Origin of the sequence: Kushneria phyllosphaerae, assembly GCF_900312995.1 — a bacterium.
GTDB lineage: Bacteria > Pseudomonadota > Gammaproteobacteria > Pseudomonadales > Halomonadaceae > Kushneria > Kushneria phyllosphaerae.
Genome location: NZ_ONZI01000004.1, coordinates 370,719 through 385,998, shown reverse-complemented (window position 1 = coordinate 385,998; position 15,280 = coordinate 370,719). Strand labels below are relative to the sequence as shown.

Sequence of the window (15,280 nt, the reverse complement as noted above, 5' to 3'; positions counted from 1 at the left end):
TAAGTCAATCTCGTTTAGGGGAAAGCCATGCCGATACAGGCTCGTGAACGACTGATTACGACGGCGGAAGCGCTTTTCTATCAGCGAGGCATCCATGCGGTCGGCATCAGTGAATTGATTGAAACCTCCGGTGTTGGGCGGGCGTCGTTCTACCGGCATTTTGAAAGCAAGGAGGCGCTGGTTCATGGCGTGTTGAACCACCGTAATGAGATGGCCCTGGCCTCACTCGAGGCCGGTATTGCCGCCAATGACAGCTCGCCGCTTGGTGTGTTCGATGTCATCGCCAAGCGTTACGGGCAGGCCGATTTTCGGGGCTGTGCCTTTATTAATGCCATGGTGGAAGCTGCCGATCGTGGCAGCGAAACCCATCGCATCGCCAGAGCGCACAAGCTGGCCCAGATACAGATCATTGCGCGAGTGCTCGAGCAGGCCGGGTATTCTTCGAGCAATGAACTCGCCTGCGACTTTCAGCTGCTCATTGATGGCGCCGTGATGGGGGTGCTGCGTGAGGGCAATCTCGAGCCGGTGGAGAGAGCAAGACAGATAGCAGCCGGTTTGCTGCTATCGCCTCGGCCATCCACTCATCCGTCGTGATAAAACGCTCATCTCCGTATGGTCGAACGGAGCTCTCGTTCGCGGATATGGCATGCGTGAACAGGGCCATTTTTTGATCGGAAGCCTTCTGATCAGCTTCCTGCCCGGTTTTAATTTTTTGAGGCTACCAGCTGCTCTACCATCAAAATGATGGTGTGAATCACCTTGATATGAATTTCCTGAATGCGATCGGCGTAGCCGAAATGAGGCACCCGAATCTCGACGTCGGCCCGACCTGCGAGCTTGCCGCCATCCTTGCCGGTCAGCAATATCACGTGCATGCCGCGTTCTCTGGCCGCATCGACCGCCCGGATAATGGTGTCTGAATTACCGGACGTGGAGAGACCAAACAGGACATCGCCCGGCTGGCCCAGCGCTTCGACATAGCGGGAAAAGACATGCTCGTAGCCATAGTCATTGGCCACACAGGAAAGATGGCTCGGGTCTGAAATGACAATGGCCGGCAGAGCGGCGCGATGATCACGAAAGCGACCGGTCAGCTCTTCGGCAAAATGCATCGCGTCACAGTGGGAACCGCCATTGCCGCAGGACAGCACCTTGCCACCGTGCTTGAATCGTGTTGCCAGTGTTGCCACCCAAAAATCACAAGTGTGAAAACGTATCAGGGGGATGGGAATCAGTCTCAACAAAAGAGGTGTTAGAAAAGGCTGTATCGAGGCGTGATCATTTCATTCTGGCGAGCGATGTTACTCATAAGCCCACCAGGTTCTGTCTGAAAAGTCATGGTTGCTACGCTGCCCCTGTTCACTGAACAAGAGACTGTCATGGCAGGCCGTTACGAGCTTTCCGACCAGCGCTGGCACATGATCGAGGATATCGTTTCTCCCCCGCAGACCATGGGGCACTCTCGCAGGGATGATCCACAAATGCTCAATGGGATTCTCTGCTGAGCTGCGAAGCGATAGCGCGCCGTAGATCGCAAGCCCAGGACTGAAAAAACTGCCGTGAGTGGCCTTAAATGCTGGGTTATGAATGCACTGTCTGATACCGCATTTCAACCAGTTGATGTTCGCCCACGATCTCTACTTCCTTGATGAACTCAAACCCAAACCTTTCGTAGTAATTTCTAAGGTAGCTGTGGGCATGGATCTCAATAGAAGTGACACCTAACTCTTGCGCATATTGCATCATTGATTTCACGACTTTCGAAGCGACGCCCATTTCTCGGTATATCTCACTGACCGCTACCCTGGCCATGGTAGAAGAGCCATCTTCATGTAAGGTTAGCCGGGCCGTTGCAATGGGTTCGCCGTTTTCCATTACCAGCGCGTGAAATGACGCCTCATCCAGTCCATCCAAGTCCAGCGCTGCAGGGATGTGTTGTTCACATGTAAACACCTGATAACGGATACCTTGAGCCTGACTGATCAACTCGGAATCATTACCGATAGTTACTTCCATTGTTGTTTTTCTCCAAAAAAATGATGGATATAAGTTAGTACATGCTTTTACCGCATCATCATGGGTGGGCGACAGCCAGAGTGGAGATTCTTGAACCTAACATACGAACGCCGCGAACAAAGGCGGGGCGCAGAACCTGGCAAACCCTTAATACCGTCTGGTCATTAGCCTGCCGATCACCCACGTACTGCCTTAATCCGTTGATGCCATCAGCTGTTCCACTATCAAAATGATGGTGTGAATCACCTTGATGTGAATTTCCTGAATGCGATCGGCATAGCCGAAATGAGGCACGCGAATCTCGACGTCGGCCTGGCCTGCCAGCCTGCCGCCATCCTTGCCCGTCAGCAGAATGACGTGCATGCCGCGTTCTCTGGCCGCATCGACCGCCCGGATGATGGTGTCGGAGTTGCCGGACGTGGAGAGACCAAACAGGACATCGCCCGGCTGGCCCAGCGCTTCGATATAGCGGGAAAAGACGTGCTCGTAGCCATAGTCATTGGCCACACAGGAAAGATGGCTCGGGTCTGAAATGGCAATGGCCGGCAGAGCGGCACGATGATCACGAAAGCGCCCGGTCAGTTCCTCGGCAAAATGCATGGCGTCACAGTGGGAACCGCCGTTGCCGCAGGCCAGTACCTTGCCGCCATTGTTGAAGCGCGCTGCCAATAGCTCTGCGGCCTGCGTGATGGCGGTCATCTGTGCCTCATCCTGGCTGAAACGGGCCAGTACCTCAGCGGCTTCAGTCAGCTGCCCCTGTACGATCTCTTTCAGGTCCATCCGGATCTCCTCTGTGTACTGTGTTGGTTGGCAAGGCGTGTGTCAGCGTCAAGCGTTTTGCAGCGCCATCATGAACACAACCCTGTTCGTTCGCCAGAAACCAGAGGCACGATTTTGGCACCAGAGATGCTCGACATGTTAGAGGCCGCCGATTACGCCATCAGGTGCTGGCGAATCCAAGCCGCAACATCGACCGTGTCGATCCCATAATGATGATTGAACGTCGTCTCCCTTGGCCAGGCGACGCCAACGCCAGCCGCGAAGACGGCTCGATATTTGAGCAGGTTATTATCAGGGTCTGCGCTGAGGGCGTCGGCAAGATGGCGCGTTGACCACAAATCACGTTTGAATGGGCGGCAAAGCTGTCGCTCCAGCTCGTCTGCAAGCTCCCCGTAGCTGATGGTGTCTCCCGCAACGAAGACGGTTTCGTTTTTGAAGCGTGGCTCATGAAACAGGATTGCTGCTGTAAGCAGCCCGATATCTTCCGGCGTGGTTACCGTCACCCGGTTTTCCCAGCTACCCAGCGCGTGCACGGTGTCATGCTCGAGATCCACCACCCCAAAAGAGGGTTCGAACAAAAAGCTGGTGAACATGCCCGTGGCAACAATGAGCCATTCGGTACGGTTCTGGGCGCGGAGCAGGTCACGTACGTCGAGTTGTTCATCGAAGACGTCCTGAGCGCTACCCCGGCCAATCGTGTCGTAGTCGACGCCAAACTGCCACGGCACGTATCGATTGACGCCGGTCTTGAGGACGGCCTCTGTAATCTTGATCTGTGTGCCCCTACCGGCCGAGAACCCGATGCAGGAAATCACGGTATCGTAAGGGGTGAGAAGCCTGGCAAGCTCATCGACGTTGGCGGTGGCAATATCGCCTGCCACGACCTCGATGCCCCATGCCTTCATCTGATCGAGCTGATGTTGTTTTACCGGGTCTGCTGTCTTGATGGTGGATGGTCGCAGTTGGACATGGATGCGCGCTGGCTGACCCTTTCGAGCGTGATCGGCCAGGCTGCGCAGAACTTCAAACCCCAGCTCTCCCGCACCCATGACCAGTATGGATTCCTGCCTGTCGGTGTGATTCATGCCATCTCCAGAGTTGACGTTTTCGTTCGGGATGGCAGATGTTTACACGTCAGAATTTCCCACATAAGTAGGCACACCAGTGATACCACAAGACGAAGAGGCACTGCTTATTCGCTCCCGGGCACTCTGCGAGGCGATGGAAGACGAGGATGACTGGCTGAAAAGAGAAGTGCTTGCCCACGCCGGCAATCGCTGGTCTTTTGGCGTGATTCACGTGCTCAAGGAAGGGGGACGGCTCAGGCATGCCGAGATCCGTCGGCGGCTGGAGGGCGTGACGCAGCGTATGCTGACAAGAACGCTGCGACAGCTCGAGCGGGACGGGCTGATTCTTCGTCACGACTTTGAAGAAGTATCGCCGCGCGTCGAGTATGAGCTGACCCCGCTGGGGGAAGCGTTTCTTCTTCGCATCATTCCGATGTGGCTCTGGATTTTCGAGCATGCCGAAGACTTCCGCCAGGCGCGGGAAAGTCACTTCAGGTCATCAAGCGAGTAGCGAACGATATAAAGCGCACCTGACAGATGAACCCTTGCCATCAGTAAGGGGCCGTTGAGCCGCTGTGAATGTGAAGATGAAAAGGGCGATGATCACGGCGCCGTTTAAGCATGGTCATCAAGACCCAGAAGCCCCGCCATGGGCGGGGCGTCTGCGGTTCGGGACGCCGGCCTGCATTACGTCAGCTTGCTGATGATCAATGCGGCATTGACGCCGCCAAACCCGAACCCATTGCAGAGTGCGTGGCGTACCGTATGCTGGCGGCCCACCTTCGGCACAAAGTCGAGATGCTCCAGGCCCTCGTCGGCGGCGGTAAAGTTAAGCGTGGGGGGGAGCTGATCGTGGATCGTGGCAAGCGCAGAAAAGATGCCCTCCACACCACCGGCCGCGCCCAGCAGGTGGCCTGTGGCCGATTTGGTCGAAGAGATGGGAATATCGCCGAGCCCTTGTCCAAACACTTTCTGCAGTGAAGCGATTTCAGCGCGATCCCCCACTGGCGTTGAGGTGGCATGGGCGTTGACGTAATCGATCTCGCCGGGCGCGATGCCTGCCATGCGCAGGGCGGCCTGAACGGCCTGAGCGGCACCGGCACCATCTTCCGAGCCTGAAGTAATGTGGTAGGCATCTGCACTGGTGCCATAGCCGCTGAGCACGGCCAGTGGTGTCGCGCCACGCGCTCTGGCATGTTCCAGCGTCTCGATCACCATGAGCCCCGCGCCTTCTCCCATGACAAAGCCATGACGTGTTCTGTCAAACGGCCTTGAAGCCTGTTCGGGGTGATCCTGTTCCGTGGACAGGGCCTTCAGGGCATGGAAACCGGCCAGCGACAGGGGATCAATGCAGGCCTCGGCACCGCCCACCAACGCCACTTCCGCTTCACCGCTGCGCAGCATTCTCATGCCATCACCGACCGCCTGGAGCCCTGCGGCACAGGCGGTCACGGGGCACCCCAGTGGGCCACGAAAGCCATAGCGGATCGACACATTGCTGGCGGCCATGTTGGCCAGAAAGGCGGGCACGGTAAACGGCGATAGACGACGATGGCCGCGCTGGGTCAGTGTGTTCTGCGCCTGCGTAATGGTCGGAAACCCGCCAATCCCCGAGCCAATGATGGTCGCCGTGGCGCATTGCCCGGCCTCGTCCTGCGGGAACCAGTTGGCCTGGGTCAGTGCTTCCTTCGCTGCGGCCAGCGCATACAGGCTGAACAGTTCAAGCTTGCGACGTTCCTTGGTATCGGCGATCCGGTCGGGGTCGAACCCGGCGTCGCGGTCGGTATCGCTGTCTGGCACCTGCCCGGCAATAGTGATCGGCAGATCACCGCCGTCGAACCGCGTGATCCTGCCAATGCCCGAGCGCCCCGAGACCAGCCGCTCCCAGACCGAGTTGACGCCGCATCCAAGCGGGCTGATCATGCCCATGCCGGTGATTACGATGGGTGAACTCATGCTGACTCCGTTAAGCTGACTTTTGTCACCAGGCTATCACCGCACTATATATGATCAAGATAATATCCAGTCTGTCGGCGGCGAGGACGTCATGCCCTACTCAAGTGCCCACAAGGCCAGTTCGCGGGAACGCATTCTGAAATCAGCCATCGAGCTGTTCTCTCGCAATGGGTTTAACAAGGTATCGATCGGTCAGATCATGAAGCTGGCGAAGCTGACGCATGGTGCCTTTTACTCGCATTTCGACTCCAAGGAGGCACTGTATAACGCCTCCATTCGTGAAACGCTGGAAGGCAGCCGTGCGGCAAGACTCGTCAAGGGACCGCTATCCATCAAGCATTTGACGGCGCTGGTGGCCAACTACTGGAACCTTCAGGAGCTTGAGCGCAAGAGTCAGCCCGGGCCGGAAACCGTGCTGTTCAACGAAATCGGCAATGACAACGCCGAAATTCGAGTGCTTTTTGAAGCCTCCTACCATCGTATGCGTCGCATGCTTGAAACCCGGCTGATCGCCCTGAGCCGGCTGAAGAAACTGCCGTTTGAACCTGATCGTGCCGCCATCGCCGAAAAGTCGCGCGCCATTCTGGCCTCTCTGGTGGGCGCAGTCGCCATTGCCAAGAGCCTGCCGGATGAAGAAGAAAGGGCGCGTGTTCTTGAAGCGGCTCAGAAGCAGATCCTGCTGATGCTGGGCGTGGATGAGCGAGACATGTCAGAAGGGTTTTCTGCCTGACCATGCCGCCTGCTCATGGTGAAGTGAGCCGCCATACATCGAGACTTAAAAGCCCCGCCATGTGCGGGGTTTTTTCCGTCTATACACGCCATCTCAAAGGATGATCGCTTTTCAGAATACCGGCTTCATCCCAGTCTTCCCAACCGCTCATGGGAATGGGTGTGTCCTGCTCCAGTGTGGCAAGTCGCTCGGCCCAGTACGTTTTTGCCATATCCAGATGAGCACGAAAGCTCTCATCCTGCTGATAGCTTAACCCGCCGCCCTGAACGCCATACACCAGATGGGGTGGCAGTACCGATAGCCCGACGTAGTAGAGCGAACAGTGCAATGGCCACATAAGAGCGGCAATGTCACCGCTGCGGCCCAGTGGGGCGAACGTCGTTTCTGGCGCGCCGGTCGTAACGCAGAAAAGTGCTCGACGACCCTTTAGAAACCCGCGATCAAAACGTTGGCTACCGGTATAGAGACCACCGTATACGAAAACGCGATCGAACCAACCCTTGAGCATCGCCGGCACCCCATGCCACCAGAGCGGACACTGAAAGATGATGGTCTGCGCCCACTCAAGGCGTGCGATTTCTCGACTGACATCTCCTGCAAGAGCATCGCTTTCGTAATGCCATCGCTGTTCATCCAGCGCCTGAAAGTACGATGAATGACGTCGGCTGGTGTAACGCCCGGGCCCTTCAACGGGGTTAAATTCTTCGGCGTATAAATCACTGACAACGACTTCATGACCATCTTGTTCCAGCTTTTCTATCGCTGTGTTGGTCAGTACAGCGTTGAATGAGGCGGGTTCGGGATGGCAATGAACGATCAGAACTTTCATGAACGGCATCCATAACGTGGCAGGAGCCATTACAGTAGGCTGTGCGTAAATAAAGAAACATTCCCTGAAACTACAAACCAGATTTGCAGAAATGCACAGGAGCCTTATGAGCTCGACACCCAGGTGGGATGATTACCGTCTCGTGCTCGCTATTGTGGAATCGGGCTCACTTTCGGGCGCTGCGCGTCGTCTGGGGGTAAACCACGCTACGATCTTCCGGCGTCTATCCGCCCTTGAAGCGCGCGTGGGGACGCGATGCTTTGAGCGGCATAGCGGTGGATATGTGCCAACAACTGCCGGTGAGACCATCGCAACGACGGCACGGCGAATGCATCTTGCCGTGACAGATGCCGAGCGTGCGCTGATGGGTAATGACACCACGCTGACCGGCACACTGCGCATTACCACGACGGATGCACTGTTGGTCCATGTCCTCATGCCGGTGCTGGTTAAATTTCAAAAGGCCCATCCCGAACTTCTTATCGAGACGACGACCTCTTCCGAGCTTCATAACCTGACCCGCCGCGATGCAGATATCGCATTAAGGCCCACTCGTCACCCACCGGAAACACTGACAGGTAAAGAGCTGGGGCGGCTGCGTCAGGCTGTCTATATCTCGGTCGACACGTTGATGGACGGATCGACGCCTTGGGTGGGGCCAGATGCGTCGATGAGCTACCACTTGCTTGAGCGGTGGATGAAAGCTCGGGGCCTCGATCAACGAATTGTATTCCGCGCGGACTCAACACTGGGTATGGCGTTTGCCATTCAGGCAGGGCTGGGGCAGGGCGTGCTGCCTTGCTATCTCGCCGATAAAATGAAGGGATTGGTACGGGTGAGCGATCACATTTCAGAGCTGGAAACCGGTGTATGGCTGCTAACCCATCCGGATATCCGACACGCTGCCAGCGTGAATGCCTTTTTTGCCGCGCTGCTCGGTAGTGAATGGTTCGAGTCACCGCTCTGGTAAGCAAAAAAGACTCGCGAAAGGTGCTGCTTTCGTCGCGTCTTGCCGTTACACAACTTTACTTAATCAGCGCGCTCGAATATTGTGCTGAAAAGACCTTCAGAGCTTCCTGAGTACCGCAAGAGACACCCGTTTTCGGCCCGGTGTGGCAGCGAGTGCCAGAAAGGCAGTTTTTCACCACGCACCACCGTATGAGGTCTGTGTGAAATGCAAGTAAACGCAAGATTCTTGGGCGCCATAAAACAGCCGCGCGGCCCAGCGTTGGGGCGGCCTGGAGCTATCTGCAAGGGTGCAATAAAACCGACCCATTTAGCGCGCAGGCGGGGCGGGGAGTCGACAGCGCGCCGGAAGGTGAGAATTGGAAGAGAGATTGATGGTCGGGGTGCTAAGTGGATCGGCTTTATAAAAGAGCAGAGAAGTCTAAGGCTCATCGTAACTGAGGGGTTAAGCCATCAGTAGGGTCATGAGAAGGCATGCAAGCTGGCCGGTTACCACCCAAAGCGGATGGTCCAAGGAAGGTCACATGCACGTTCAAGGGTGTTATGCAGCAAGCATAGCTATTGGTGCTATGTTGCCGAATTATATTTAATGCTTAAAGATTTCAATAGGTTGGGGGTGCTAGATAACATTGTTGAATGCGCGTACGCGTTCAAGTCAACAAACAATCGCGCTATCTAATACCTGTTAGCTGGCAGGAAGTTTATGAGACAAACTCCAACAATTGCTAAGAACTATCCTTACGGAATGTCTAACTCTGAAATTGAAAAGGATATTCAGGATTTTTTCCGAGAAATCAATGTTAACGCCGGCAGACCAACCGTATCAGCCTGCTATGCTCCGTTAATTCAGCTGGGGCAATCAGAGTTACAATTTAGACTCGCTAAGAAGACATTTTGGATAAGCCTTCTAATTGGTTTACTTTCACTCACAATATCCTGTGTTGCTTTGGGGTTGGCATACAACGCCAACCATTCCAGTGATGAGTGGGAAAAAAATCAGATAGCTTTGCTTAAAACTATTAGTGAGCAGCTAAAAAAATCGGTAAATGGAGGTAAGGAGGACAGTCAAGTAGAAAAGCCAGCTAACAAGCCGCTGTAGACGCACGCGGGGCGTGCTGGGACAAAAAAACGTGGGCCGTCCTCGCTTCGCTCGATATTGTAACCCACGTATTTTTGCCCCTAAGTGGGGTGTTAGGGAGCAAGATGAGTACTGAGACTGATTCAGACCCATGGAAGGATGCGGAGCCTGAGATGCTTCGACTGGGTAAATTTCTTGCTAGTTTCTATAAAGAATCTGATCGAGGTGCCATTCTGATGGCTGGCTCTGTGCTTGATGAGGTTCTGTCATCAATGCTTCAAGCTTTCTTCATAGATACACCGGAAAGTAAAAAGCTAGTAAACGATTTTAATGCTCCTCTAGGTACATTTAGCTCAAGAATTCTAGCTGCTTATGCAATGGGTCTGATTGAGCAGCAGGAGTACATTGAAGTTGAGGCTATTCGGAAAATTAGAAATTTATTCGGCCACTGCTGGGATGGCGTTGACTTTGAAACTCCAAAAGTTAAAGGTCAAATTGACAAATTACCTTTTGAAGATCAAGAGCCGAGAAATCGGTTAAATCATACGGTAGCTAATTTAATGGGTGATTGGCTTTGGCGGGAGCGTCTAGTTAGAAATGAACAGAGGAGCTTTAAGGAGTGGTCCCATAAAGGCGGCTTCGGCAGAAAACTCCCTAACAATTAGCTGCACAGGAAAAATTACTCGCTGCGCTCACAGTTTTCCTGTGAGCTAGGCGTTAAATTTCAGGACGAAAAATTGTGCTAGAAACGAGAAAAGTCTTCATTGATACGCAGTCATTCGTTAAGGCAGGCCTTCATTTTGATGGACCTGCATTTGAATCATTTAGAAAATACTGCGAAGCTAATGAACTATTTCATGTATCTACGAGCGTCGTTGACCGTGAAGTAAAGTCAAAAATAGCGCTTTCTGTTAAAGATGCTATAAGTGCTATTCAAACTTTTCGAAGAAAAGCACGGCTTCTGTCATCACTCGCTGACAATAAAATTAAGAGGTTGTTTGAAGAAATCCCAGACGAAGACATCTACAAAAAAGCAAAAGATGTGTTTGACTGTTTTATGAGCGCATGCTCTACGGAAATTGTAGGAGCAGATGGAATTGATCCTGAAGAGTTACTTTTTTTATATTTCGATAGAAAGCCACCGTTTGGTGATGGAAAGAAAAAAGCAGAGTTTCCTGATGCAATATCTATCCTGTCATTGAAATCATATCTTCAAGATGACGAAAAAATATATGTCGTATCTGATGATGGTGACTTGAAAGCGTTTTGTGCTGATGATCCTAATTTTATTTCAGTTGAATCATTAGACAAGCTTCTAGATATCTACACGACCCACACCAGTGTAAGGCACGAGCAAGTAAAGCAGTATTTCATCGTAAACGAGAATCAAATCAAGCAGAAAATTACCGAGTTCCTCGAAGATTGCGATGTATACAACTCCTCTACTTGGGAGGATGCAGAGGTGGACGGTGGTCTCACAATTATAAATCTGGGAGATATAGAGCCGTCAGTACTGTACATTGATGACGAAGAAAGCCAAGTCACCTTCGACATAGATGTAGAATTTAAAGTGACAGTGACCGGCCCAGATTTTAATAATGGTATCTATGACCGCGAAGATGGCCGAATGTACACATTTGACAGCACTTCCAGAACTAGCACTATATCAACAACATACACTGTTGAGGTTTTCCTGCACTATGAGTTTGTTGATGGTGAACTAGTAAATGCCAAAGATGACGATCTCTATATTGCTGGCACATCGGGAGGCATTGAGGTAGCTGTTGAAGAAAATGAAACAGATTGGTACTAAAAAGTTAACAAGCGCATCAATTAGGACGCTCGCAAGCTCGCGCCTATTACTCGGGCGTTATGTCTACTCTGGCTTAACGTCAACTTCTGGCCCAAAGCGGATGGTTCTAAGAAGGTCGCATGCGCGTTCAAGTTAGTAAAAAACTGCGCTATCTAATACCTATTAGGCTTATGGAGATCCGAGATTGAGCGGTAATATTCCAAATTCTGTAATAGGGGCTGTGGCCTCGGTAATTGCAAGCCACTACTACAGCCACTCGAAGCTAGAAACGCTTTTCATGGAAAGTGGTGCTCCCGGTGATGCCCCAGAAGGGAACTGCGAAAAGAAATGCGGTGAGTGGCTAAAGCGTTGCAATGCTGATCCAGATGTTGACGCTCTTGAGGTGCTTGGCAGGATTATCCAGAACTATATGGACCAGAAGCCCCCGTCATCGTTCTTTGATGAGTCGCCTTCAATAATCGAAGAGGGACAGGAGCGGATTAAAGCGGCTTTGGCGCAAAACCAGCTTTCATATCGACTGAATGGCTACATTACTCAAGCCGGTTCAACTCCCATCTCCAAAACGTTAGAAGACTATCTAAAGTCAGGCAATTTTTGTCTATTGAAAAAGAGTTTGAGAGAGCGATAGAGCATATTCAAACTGACCCACATGCATCGGTCACAGCTGCCTGCTCGATTATTGAAGCGACCCTCAAGTTTTACATAGAGCGTTTCAGCTTGGCGGCGCCGAAAAAATTGAACGTTATGCCGTTGTGGGCAGTGGTCCAGCCTCATCTAAGTTTGAACGCTGATGACACCTTGGCCGCAGACCAGCAAAAAGTTTTAAAAGGTATTTCCTCAATCATTGATGGTGTAGGCGCTTTCAGGTCACATATAGGTTCAGCTCATGGGCGCGGCTCCAGCCCGCCAAGCATCGTAGTTGCTGAGGCTCGGCTAGTCGTTAATGTTGCGCATACACTGGTGGTTTTCATTATGGAGTTGCTACATGCCAAGAAAGCCTAAAAACCGCAGGCACGGCGACGGCTTTTTCGTTGTGGCTGGGCCTTCACTACAAAGCCGCGCATGCTGCAGGCGTTAGACCTACTCTGGCTGAACGACCGCTTCTGGCCGTAAGCCGCCTTGAGGCCAACTATCGTATAGGGGAAAGGTATGGTTCTCCAAACGCACCCCATGGTATACCCACTGGTATATAAAGCTGTTTTCATATCTTTTTGATCCATCAAAATCAATTGCTTAGATCGTTTTTATAGTCCTGCCTCGCGCCACACGATCACCGCATCCCCCTCCAAAAAAGCCCCGCATTTAGCGGGGCTTTTTTACGTTCTTCATCAGCCCATAGGGCGATGATCTGGCCGCAGCGTTACTCCTGCGGCGCACGCTTGTTCAAAAGATCCGTCTCGTCGTCATTTCTGGCAATTTCCTGCTCGACCTTTTTCATCAGCTTTTCATCCGGACGGGCGTCGAACAGGGCTTCGGCGCTTGGGTCGCCCAGTATCTGTTTGGCGCGCAAGCGGGCCGTGCGTTGGTCGCTGTAGTCGCTCGTTGTGGGGGCGGTTGGCGCTTCAGAAGAGGCCAGGATGGGTGGGGCATCCGCGCGGTTGGCGTCTGCGCTGTTGCCCTGAAATCGCTCCAGCGCCTGTTCGAGTGATGCATTAAAGCGCAGACGGTAGATCGGCTCGGGCAGGCTGAAGCCTGCATGTTCAAGCGCGTGTTTGGTTTCGCGAATGGTGATGCTGCGCGCCTTGCCAAAGTCGGTGTCGGATTGATCCACCCACACCTGAAACTCGAGCACGATGTTGGAATCCCCCACCTGGGTGATCAGGCCCACGGCCCTGGGTTCGTTGAGTACGAACTGGATTTGATGAATGGCATCCAGCCCAACCTTGATGGCGGCCAGCGGGTCGTCATCGGCATCCACGCCCAGTTCAAACGTGAAGCGGCGCTCCGGGTTGCTGGTGTAGTTGAGGATGGTGCCCTTGAAGACATCGGCATTCGGAATGCGCAGCTGATTGCCATCCAGCGTCATCAGGATGGTGGCGCGCGAGGTCAGCCGCACGACGATGCCTTCCTGCCCGTTGATGACCACCTGGTCGCGCGCCTGAAAGGGCTGGCGAATACTGAGCATCAGCGAGGCAATGTAGTTTTCGATGGTGTCCTTGACCGCAAAACCGACGGCCAGGCCGATCACGCCGGCCCCGCCCAGCAGCGTGCCCAGAATCGTCTCGGCACCCACCAGACTCAGTGCCAGTATCAGCCCAAAGACGACGAAAATAACCCTGACGGTCTGCGACATCAGCTCGGCCACGAACGGATTGGGCGCCAGGCGCTGCCACAGGCGCTGGCGTCTGGAGAGCCAGGCGCCGAACCACGTCACCAGCCCGAACAGGATAATGCCGACCAGCAGCAGGGGCAGCGCCTTGATCAGGCCACGGGCCTGCGCCACCAGCCCCTGCGCGACGGTGGAAACGTTGTCCTGCACATCGAGCGTGCGGTTAATGGCGTCATTGACGGTGACGACATCGGTCAGTCGGCTGGCAAGGCTGATGGCCTGCTGGGCCTTTTTCTCGTTGGCCGTTTCACCCGACAGCGTGACCACGCCCTGCACTACGCTGATCTGAACGGCGTCGAGACCGTCGATCTCGGAGAAAATCCCGGCGATGCGCGTTTGAATCTCGCTGTCCTTGCGCGGGCTTGGGGTGGTTTCGATCCGCGCCTCCTCCGCGCTGTCGGTCTGGCCGCTACTGCCGTTCAGCGCCTGGGTGGCCGCTGAAAGCTCCTCCGCGGCGTGTGCCGAGGGCATGTTGAGCGCGCTCAGCAGCAGCACCACCAGCAGGGCATATACGCCCAGGCGCCGGCGGGCGGAAAGAGACAGCAGGAAAGCGGCCATGGTCATCCTGTATGAAGGTCTACCAGAGAAGGAGAGGTGCCCGGATCGCCGGACGCCAGGGTTAGAAAGAGGCGACCGTCGTATTGGCGTTCAGGGCACTTTGGCCCATTAGTGTAGTCAGGCCAGGCGAGCGCAAAAGCCCGGTCATGAACGGCGCTTTTGATGGCGCGATCAGCGCAGGAGTCAGACGCTGGCCGCCAGCGTGCCGATGTCCTTGATCACCTGGTCACGCTGCGCCTTGTCGGCCTGTGGCAGATAGACATAGGCAATGGCGATCACGGCGCCGCGGTCTGAAGGCCAGGCAATGCCAATGTCGGCGGCGTTGCCCACGCTGTTGGTGCCGGTTTTCTCGCCGACCAGCCAGTCGGCGGGCATGCCGGCGCGCAGGCGGGCGTCGCCCATCTTGCCTTCGATCATCCAGGCGGCGAGCTGATGGCGTGAGGAGGGCGAAAGCGCCTCGCCCAGCAGCAGGGTGCGCAGGGTCTGCATCATCGCCAGCGGTGTGGTGGTGTCGCGCTCATCACCGTCATGGTCATGCTCATTGAGCGTGGGCTCGGTTCGATCCAGCCGGGTGGTGATATCACCGATGCTGCGCAGAAAGGCCGTGATGTCTGCCGGGCCGCCGAGGCGTTCGATCAAAAGGTTGGCCGCGGCGTTATCGCTCCACGCCACTGCCGCCTGGCAGAGTTCGGCGATCGTCATGCCCGGGCCGCCCAAATGCTTCTCGGTGATCGGTGTCCAGCCGGTCAAATCGGATGTTTTGACTTCGATGCGCTGATCCAGCGATATCCGGTCACGATCCACTTGTGCCAGCACGGCGGCGGCAATAAACACCTTGCCCGTGCTGTTAAACAGGAACCGTTCATCGCCTCGGTGGCTGACGGTCTCGCCGGTGGCCACGTTCATGAGCGCAACCCCCACTCGACCGCCGTGGCGTTGCTCCAGGGCCTCAAGTTTGCGTTTTACCTCCCGCGCGTTGGTGGCGCTCGCCGTTTTGGCCAGGGCGGGCAGGGGCAGTGTGGCCAGCGGCAGCAGGGAAAAGACAGAAAGCAGGCGACGACGATTGATCAGCGGCATGTCAACGTTCCTGGGTCAGGGAGGAAGCAACATAACCCGTAGTGATGGCAGAAGACAGGGCGGAACGGCGTCTATACATTA

General features: G+C 54.5%; 18 protein-coding genes. 10 read left to right on the top strand and 8 right to left on the bottom strand.

The window, feature by feature from the left end; translation table 11 throughout:
- Positions 1–27: 27 nt before the first annotated feature.
- Positions 28–594: a TetR/AcrR family transcriptional regulator gene (locus tag KSP9073_RS14970; RefSeq protein WP_108843761.1), complete on the top strand. Its 567-nt coding sequence runs from the start codon at positions 28–30 to the stop codon at positions 592–594.
- A 110-nt stretch (positions 595–704) separates the two neighbouring features.
- Here the strand turns inward: KSP9073_RS14970 and lpcA (KSP9073_RS14965) are convergent, their stop codons facing one another.
- Positions 705–1,190, bottom strand: a complete 486-nt coding sequence (gene lpcA, locus KSP9073_RS14965; RefSeq protein WP_243409258.1) for a D-sedoheptulose 7-phosphate isomerase — start codon at positions 1,188–1,190, stop codon at positions 705–707.
- A gap of 189 nt (positions 1,191–1,379) precedes the next feature.
- Here lpcA (KSP9073_RS14965) and KSP9073_RS17840 point away from each other — a divergent pair, with 189 nt between their 5' ends.
- A complete protein-coding gene (locus KSP9073_RS17840; RefSeq protein WP_439330963.1) occupies positions 1,380–1,505 on the top strand; it encodes a hypothetical protein in 126 nt (41 codons plus the stop codon).
- A 76-nt stretch (positions 1,506–1,581) separates the two neighbouring features.
- On the opposite strand, the gene KSP9073_RS14960 is transcribed toward KSP9073_RS17840, so the two are convergent.
- From KSP9073_RS14960 to KSP9073_RS14950, 3 genes are all read right to left on the bottom strand, one after another.
- The gene (locus KSP9073_RS14960; protein ID WP_108843760.1) at positions 1,582–2,016 is read right to left on the bottom strand and encodes a GNAT family N-acetyltransferase; all 435 of its coding nucleotides are present in this window, start codon (positions 2,014–2,016) and stop codon (positions 1,582–1,584) included.
- A gap of 192 nt (positions 2,017–2,208) precedes the next feature.
- Positions 2,209–2,796: a D-sedoheptulose 7-phosphate isomerase gene (gene lpcA / locus KSP9073_RS14955; protein ID WP_108843759.1), complete on the bottom strand. Its 588-nt coding sequence runs from the start codon at positions 2,794–2,796 to the stop codon at positions 2,209–2,211.
- A gap of 152 nt (positions 2,797–2,948) precedes the next feature.
- A complete protein-coding gene (locus KSP9073_RS14950; RefSeq protein WP_108843758.1) occupies positions 2,949–3,881 on the bottom strand; it encodes an aromatic alcohol reductase in 933 nt (310 codons plus the stop codon).
- 79 nt (positions 3,882–3,960) lie between these two features.
- Between KSP9073_RS14950 and KSP9073_RS14945 the strand changes: the two genes are divergently transcribed.
- Positions 3,961–4,374, top strand: a complete 414-nt coding sequence (locus KSP9073_RS14945; RefSeq protein ID WP_207771493.1) for a winged helix-turn-helix transcriptional regulator — start codon at positions 3,961–3,963, stop codon at positions 4,372–4,374.
- A 176-nt stretch (positions 4,375–4,550) separates the two neighbouring features.
- Here the strand turns inward: KSP9073_RS14945 and fabF are convergent, their stop codons facing one another.
- Positions 4,551–5,819 carry a beta-ketoacyl-ACP synthase II gene (gene fabF, locus KSP9073_RS14940; protein WP_108843756.1) on the bottom strand — a complete coding sequence of 423 codons (1,269 nt, stop codon included), beginning with the start codon at positions 5,817–5,819 and terminating at the stop codon, positions 4,551–4,553.
- A 91-nt stretch (positions 5,820–5,910) separates the two neighbouring features.
- On the opposite strand from fabF, the gene KSP9073_RS14935 reads away from it, so the two are divergent.
- Positions 5,911–6,549, top strand: coding sequence for a TetR/AcrR family transcriptional regulator (locus KSP9073_RS14935; protein WP_108843755.1), 639 nt, complete (start codon positions 5,911–5,913; stop codon positions 6,547–6,549).
- Positions 6,550–6,628: 79 nt separating this feature from the next.
- On the opposite strand, the gene KSP9073_RS14930 is transcribed toward KSP9073_RS14935, so the two are convergent.
- Positions 6,629–7,378 (bottom strand): NAD(P)H-dependent oxidoreductase, encoded by a 750-nt coding sequence (locus KSP9073_RS14930; protein WP_108843754.1) that lies wholly within the window; start codon positions 7,376–7,378, stop codon positions 6,629–6,631.
- Between the two features lie 106 nt (positions 7,379–7,484).
- Here KSP9073_RS14930 and KSP9073_RS14925 point away from each other — a divergent pair, with 106 nt between their 5' ends.
- From KSP9073_RS14925 to KSP9073_RS17705, 6 genes are all read left to right on the top strand, one after another.
- Positions 7,485–8,348: a LysR family transcriptional regulator gene (locus tag KSP9073_RS14925; protein ID WP_165814272.1), complete on the top strand. Its 864-nt coding sequence runs from the start codon at positions 7,485–7,487 to the stop codon at positions 8,346–8,348.
- 699 nt (positions 8,349–9,047) lie between these two features.
- Positions 9,048–9,443 (top strand): hypothetical protein, encoded by a 396-nt coding sequence (locus KSP9073_RS14920; RefSeq protein ID WP_108843752.1) that lies wholly within the window; start codon positions 9,048–9,050, stop codon positions 9,441–9,443.
- A gap of 104 nt (positions 9,444–9,547) precedes the next feature.
- Complete coding sequence (locus KSP9073_RS14915; protein WP_108843751.1) at positions 9,548–10,087, top strand: MltR family transcriptional regulator; 540 nt, start codon at positions 9,548–9,550, stop codon at positions 10,085–10,087.
- A 74-nt stretch (positions 10,088–10,161) separates the two neighbouring features.
- Positions 10,162–11,235 carry a PIN domain-containing protein gene (locus KSP9073_RS14910; protein ID WP_108843750.1) on the top strand — a complete coding sequence of 358 codons (1,074 nt, stop codon included), beginning with the start codon at positions 10,162–10,164 and terminating at the stop codon, positions 11,233–11,235.
- Positions 11,236–11,419: 184 nt separating this feature from the next.
- Entirely contained in the window at positions 11,420–11,863 is a 444-nt protein-coding gene (locus tag KSP9073_RS17710) for a hypothetical protein (RefSeq protein WP_207771492.1), read from the top strand.
- A complete protein-coding gene (locus KSP9073_RS17705) occupies positions 11,830–12,237 on the top strand; it encodes an abortive infection family protein (RefSeq protein WP_207771491.1) in 408 nt (135 codons plus the stop codon). The genes KSP9073_RS17710 and KSP9073_RS17705 overlap by 34 nt, the downstream gene beginning before the upstream one ends.
- Positions 12,238–12,595: 358 nt before the next feature.
- Here the strand turns inward: KSP9073_RS17705 and KSP9073_RS14900 are convergent, their stop codons facing one another.
- Together KSP9073_RS14900 and bla are read right to left on the bottom strand one after the other, a co-directional pair.
- Positions 12,596–14,122, bottom strand: coding sequence for a mechanosensitive ion channel family protein (locus KSP9073_RS14900; protein WP_207771490.1), 1,527 nt, complete (start codon positions 14,120–14,122; stop codon positions 12,596–12,598).
- A 183-nt stretch (positions 14,123–14,305) separates the two neighbouring features.
- Positions 14,306–15,199, bottom strand: coding sequence for a class A beta-lactamase (gene bla, locus KSP9073_RS14895; protein ID WP_108843748.1), 894 nt, complete (start codon positions 15,197–15,199; stop codon positions 14,306–14,308).
- Positions 15,200–15,280: the final 81 nt, after the last annotated feature.

Coding starts and splice junctions, on each gene's coding strand:
- KSP9073_RS14970 (WP_108843761.1), top strand. CDS start 28: ATGCCGATACAGGCTCGTGAACGACTGATTACGACGGCGGAAGCGCTT.
- KSP9073_RS17840 (WP_439330963.1), top strand. CDS start 1,380: ATGGCAGGCCGTTACGAGCTTTCCGACCAGCGCTGGCACATGATCGAG.
- KSP9073_RS14960 (WP_108843760.1), bottom strand. CDS start 2,016: ATGGAAGTAACTATCGGTAATGATTCCGAGTTGATCAGTCAGGCTCAA.
- lpcA (WP_108843759.1), bottom strand. CDS start 2,796: ATGGACCTGAAAGAGATCGTACAGGGGCAGCTGACTGAAGCCGCTGAG.
- KSP9073_RS14950 (WP_108843758.1), bottom strand. CDS start 3,881: ATGAATCACACCGACAGGCAGGAATCCATACTGGTCATGGGTGCGGGA.
- fabF (WP_108843756.1), bottom strand. CDS start 5,819: ATGAGTTCACCCATCGTAATCACCGGCATGGGCATGATCAGCCCGCTT.
- KSP9073_RS14935 (WP_108843755.1), top strand. CDS start 5,911: ATGCCCTACTCAAGTGCCCACAAGGCCAGTTCGCGGGAACGCATTCTG.
- KSP9073_RS14930 (WP_108843754.1), bottom strand. CDS start 7,378: ATGAAAGTTCTGATCGTTCATTGCCATCCCGAACCCGCCTCATTCAAC.
- KSP9073_RS14925 (WP_165814272.1), top strand. CDS start 7,485: ATGAGCTCGACACCCAGGTGGGATGATTACCGTCTCGTGCTCGCTATT.
- KSP9073_RS14920 (WP_108843752.1), top strand. CDS start 9,048: ATGAGACAAACTCCAACAATTGCTAAGAACTATCCTTACGGAATGTCT.
- KSP9073_RS14915 (WP_108843751.1), top strand. CDS start 9,548: ATGAGTACTGAGACTGATTCAGACCCATGGAAGGATGCGGAGCCTGAG.
- KSP9073_RS14900 (WP_207771490.1), bottom strand. CDS start 14,122: ATGGCCGCTTTCCTGCTGTCTCTTTCCGCCCGCCGGCGCCTGGGCGTA.
- bla (WP_108843748.1), bottom strand. CDS start 15,199: ATGCCGCTGATCAATCGTCGTCGCCTGCTTTCTGTCTTTTCCCTGCTG.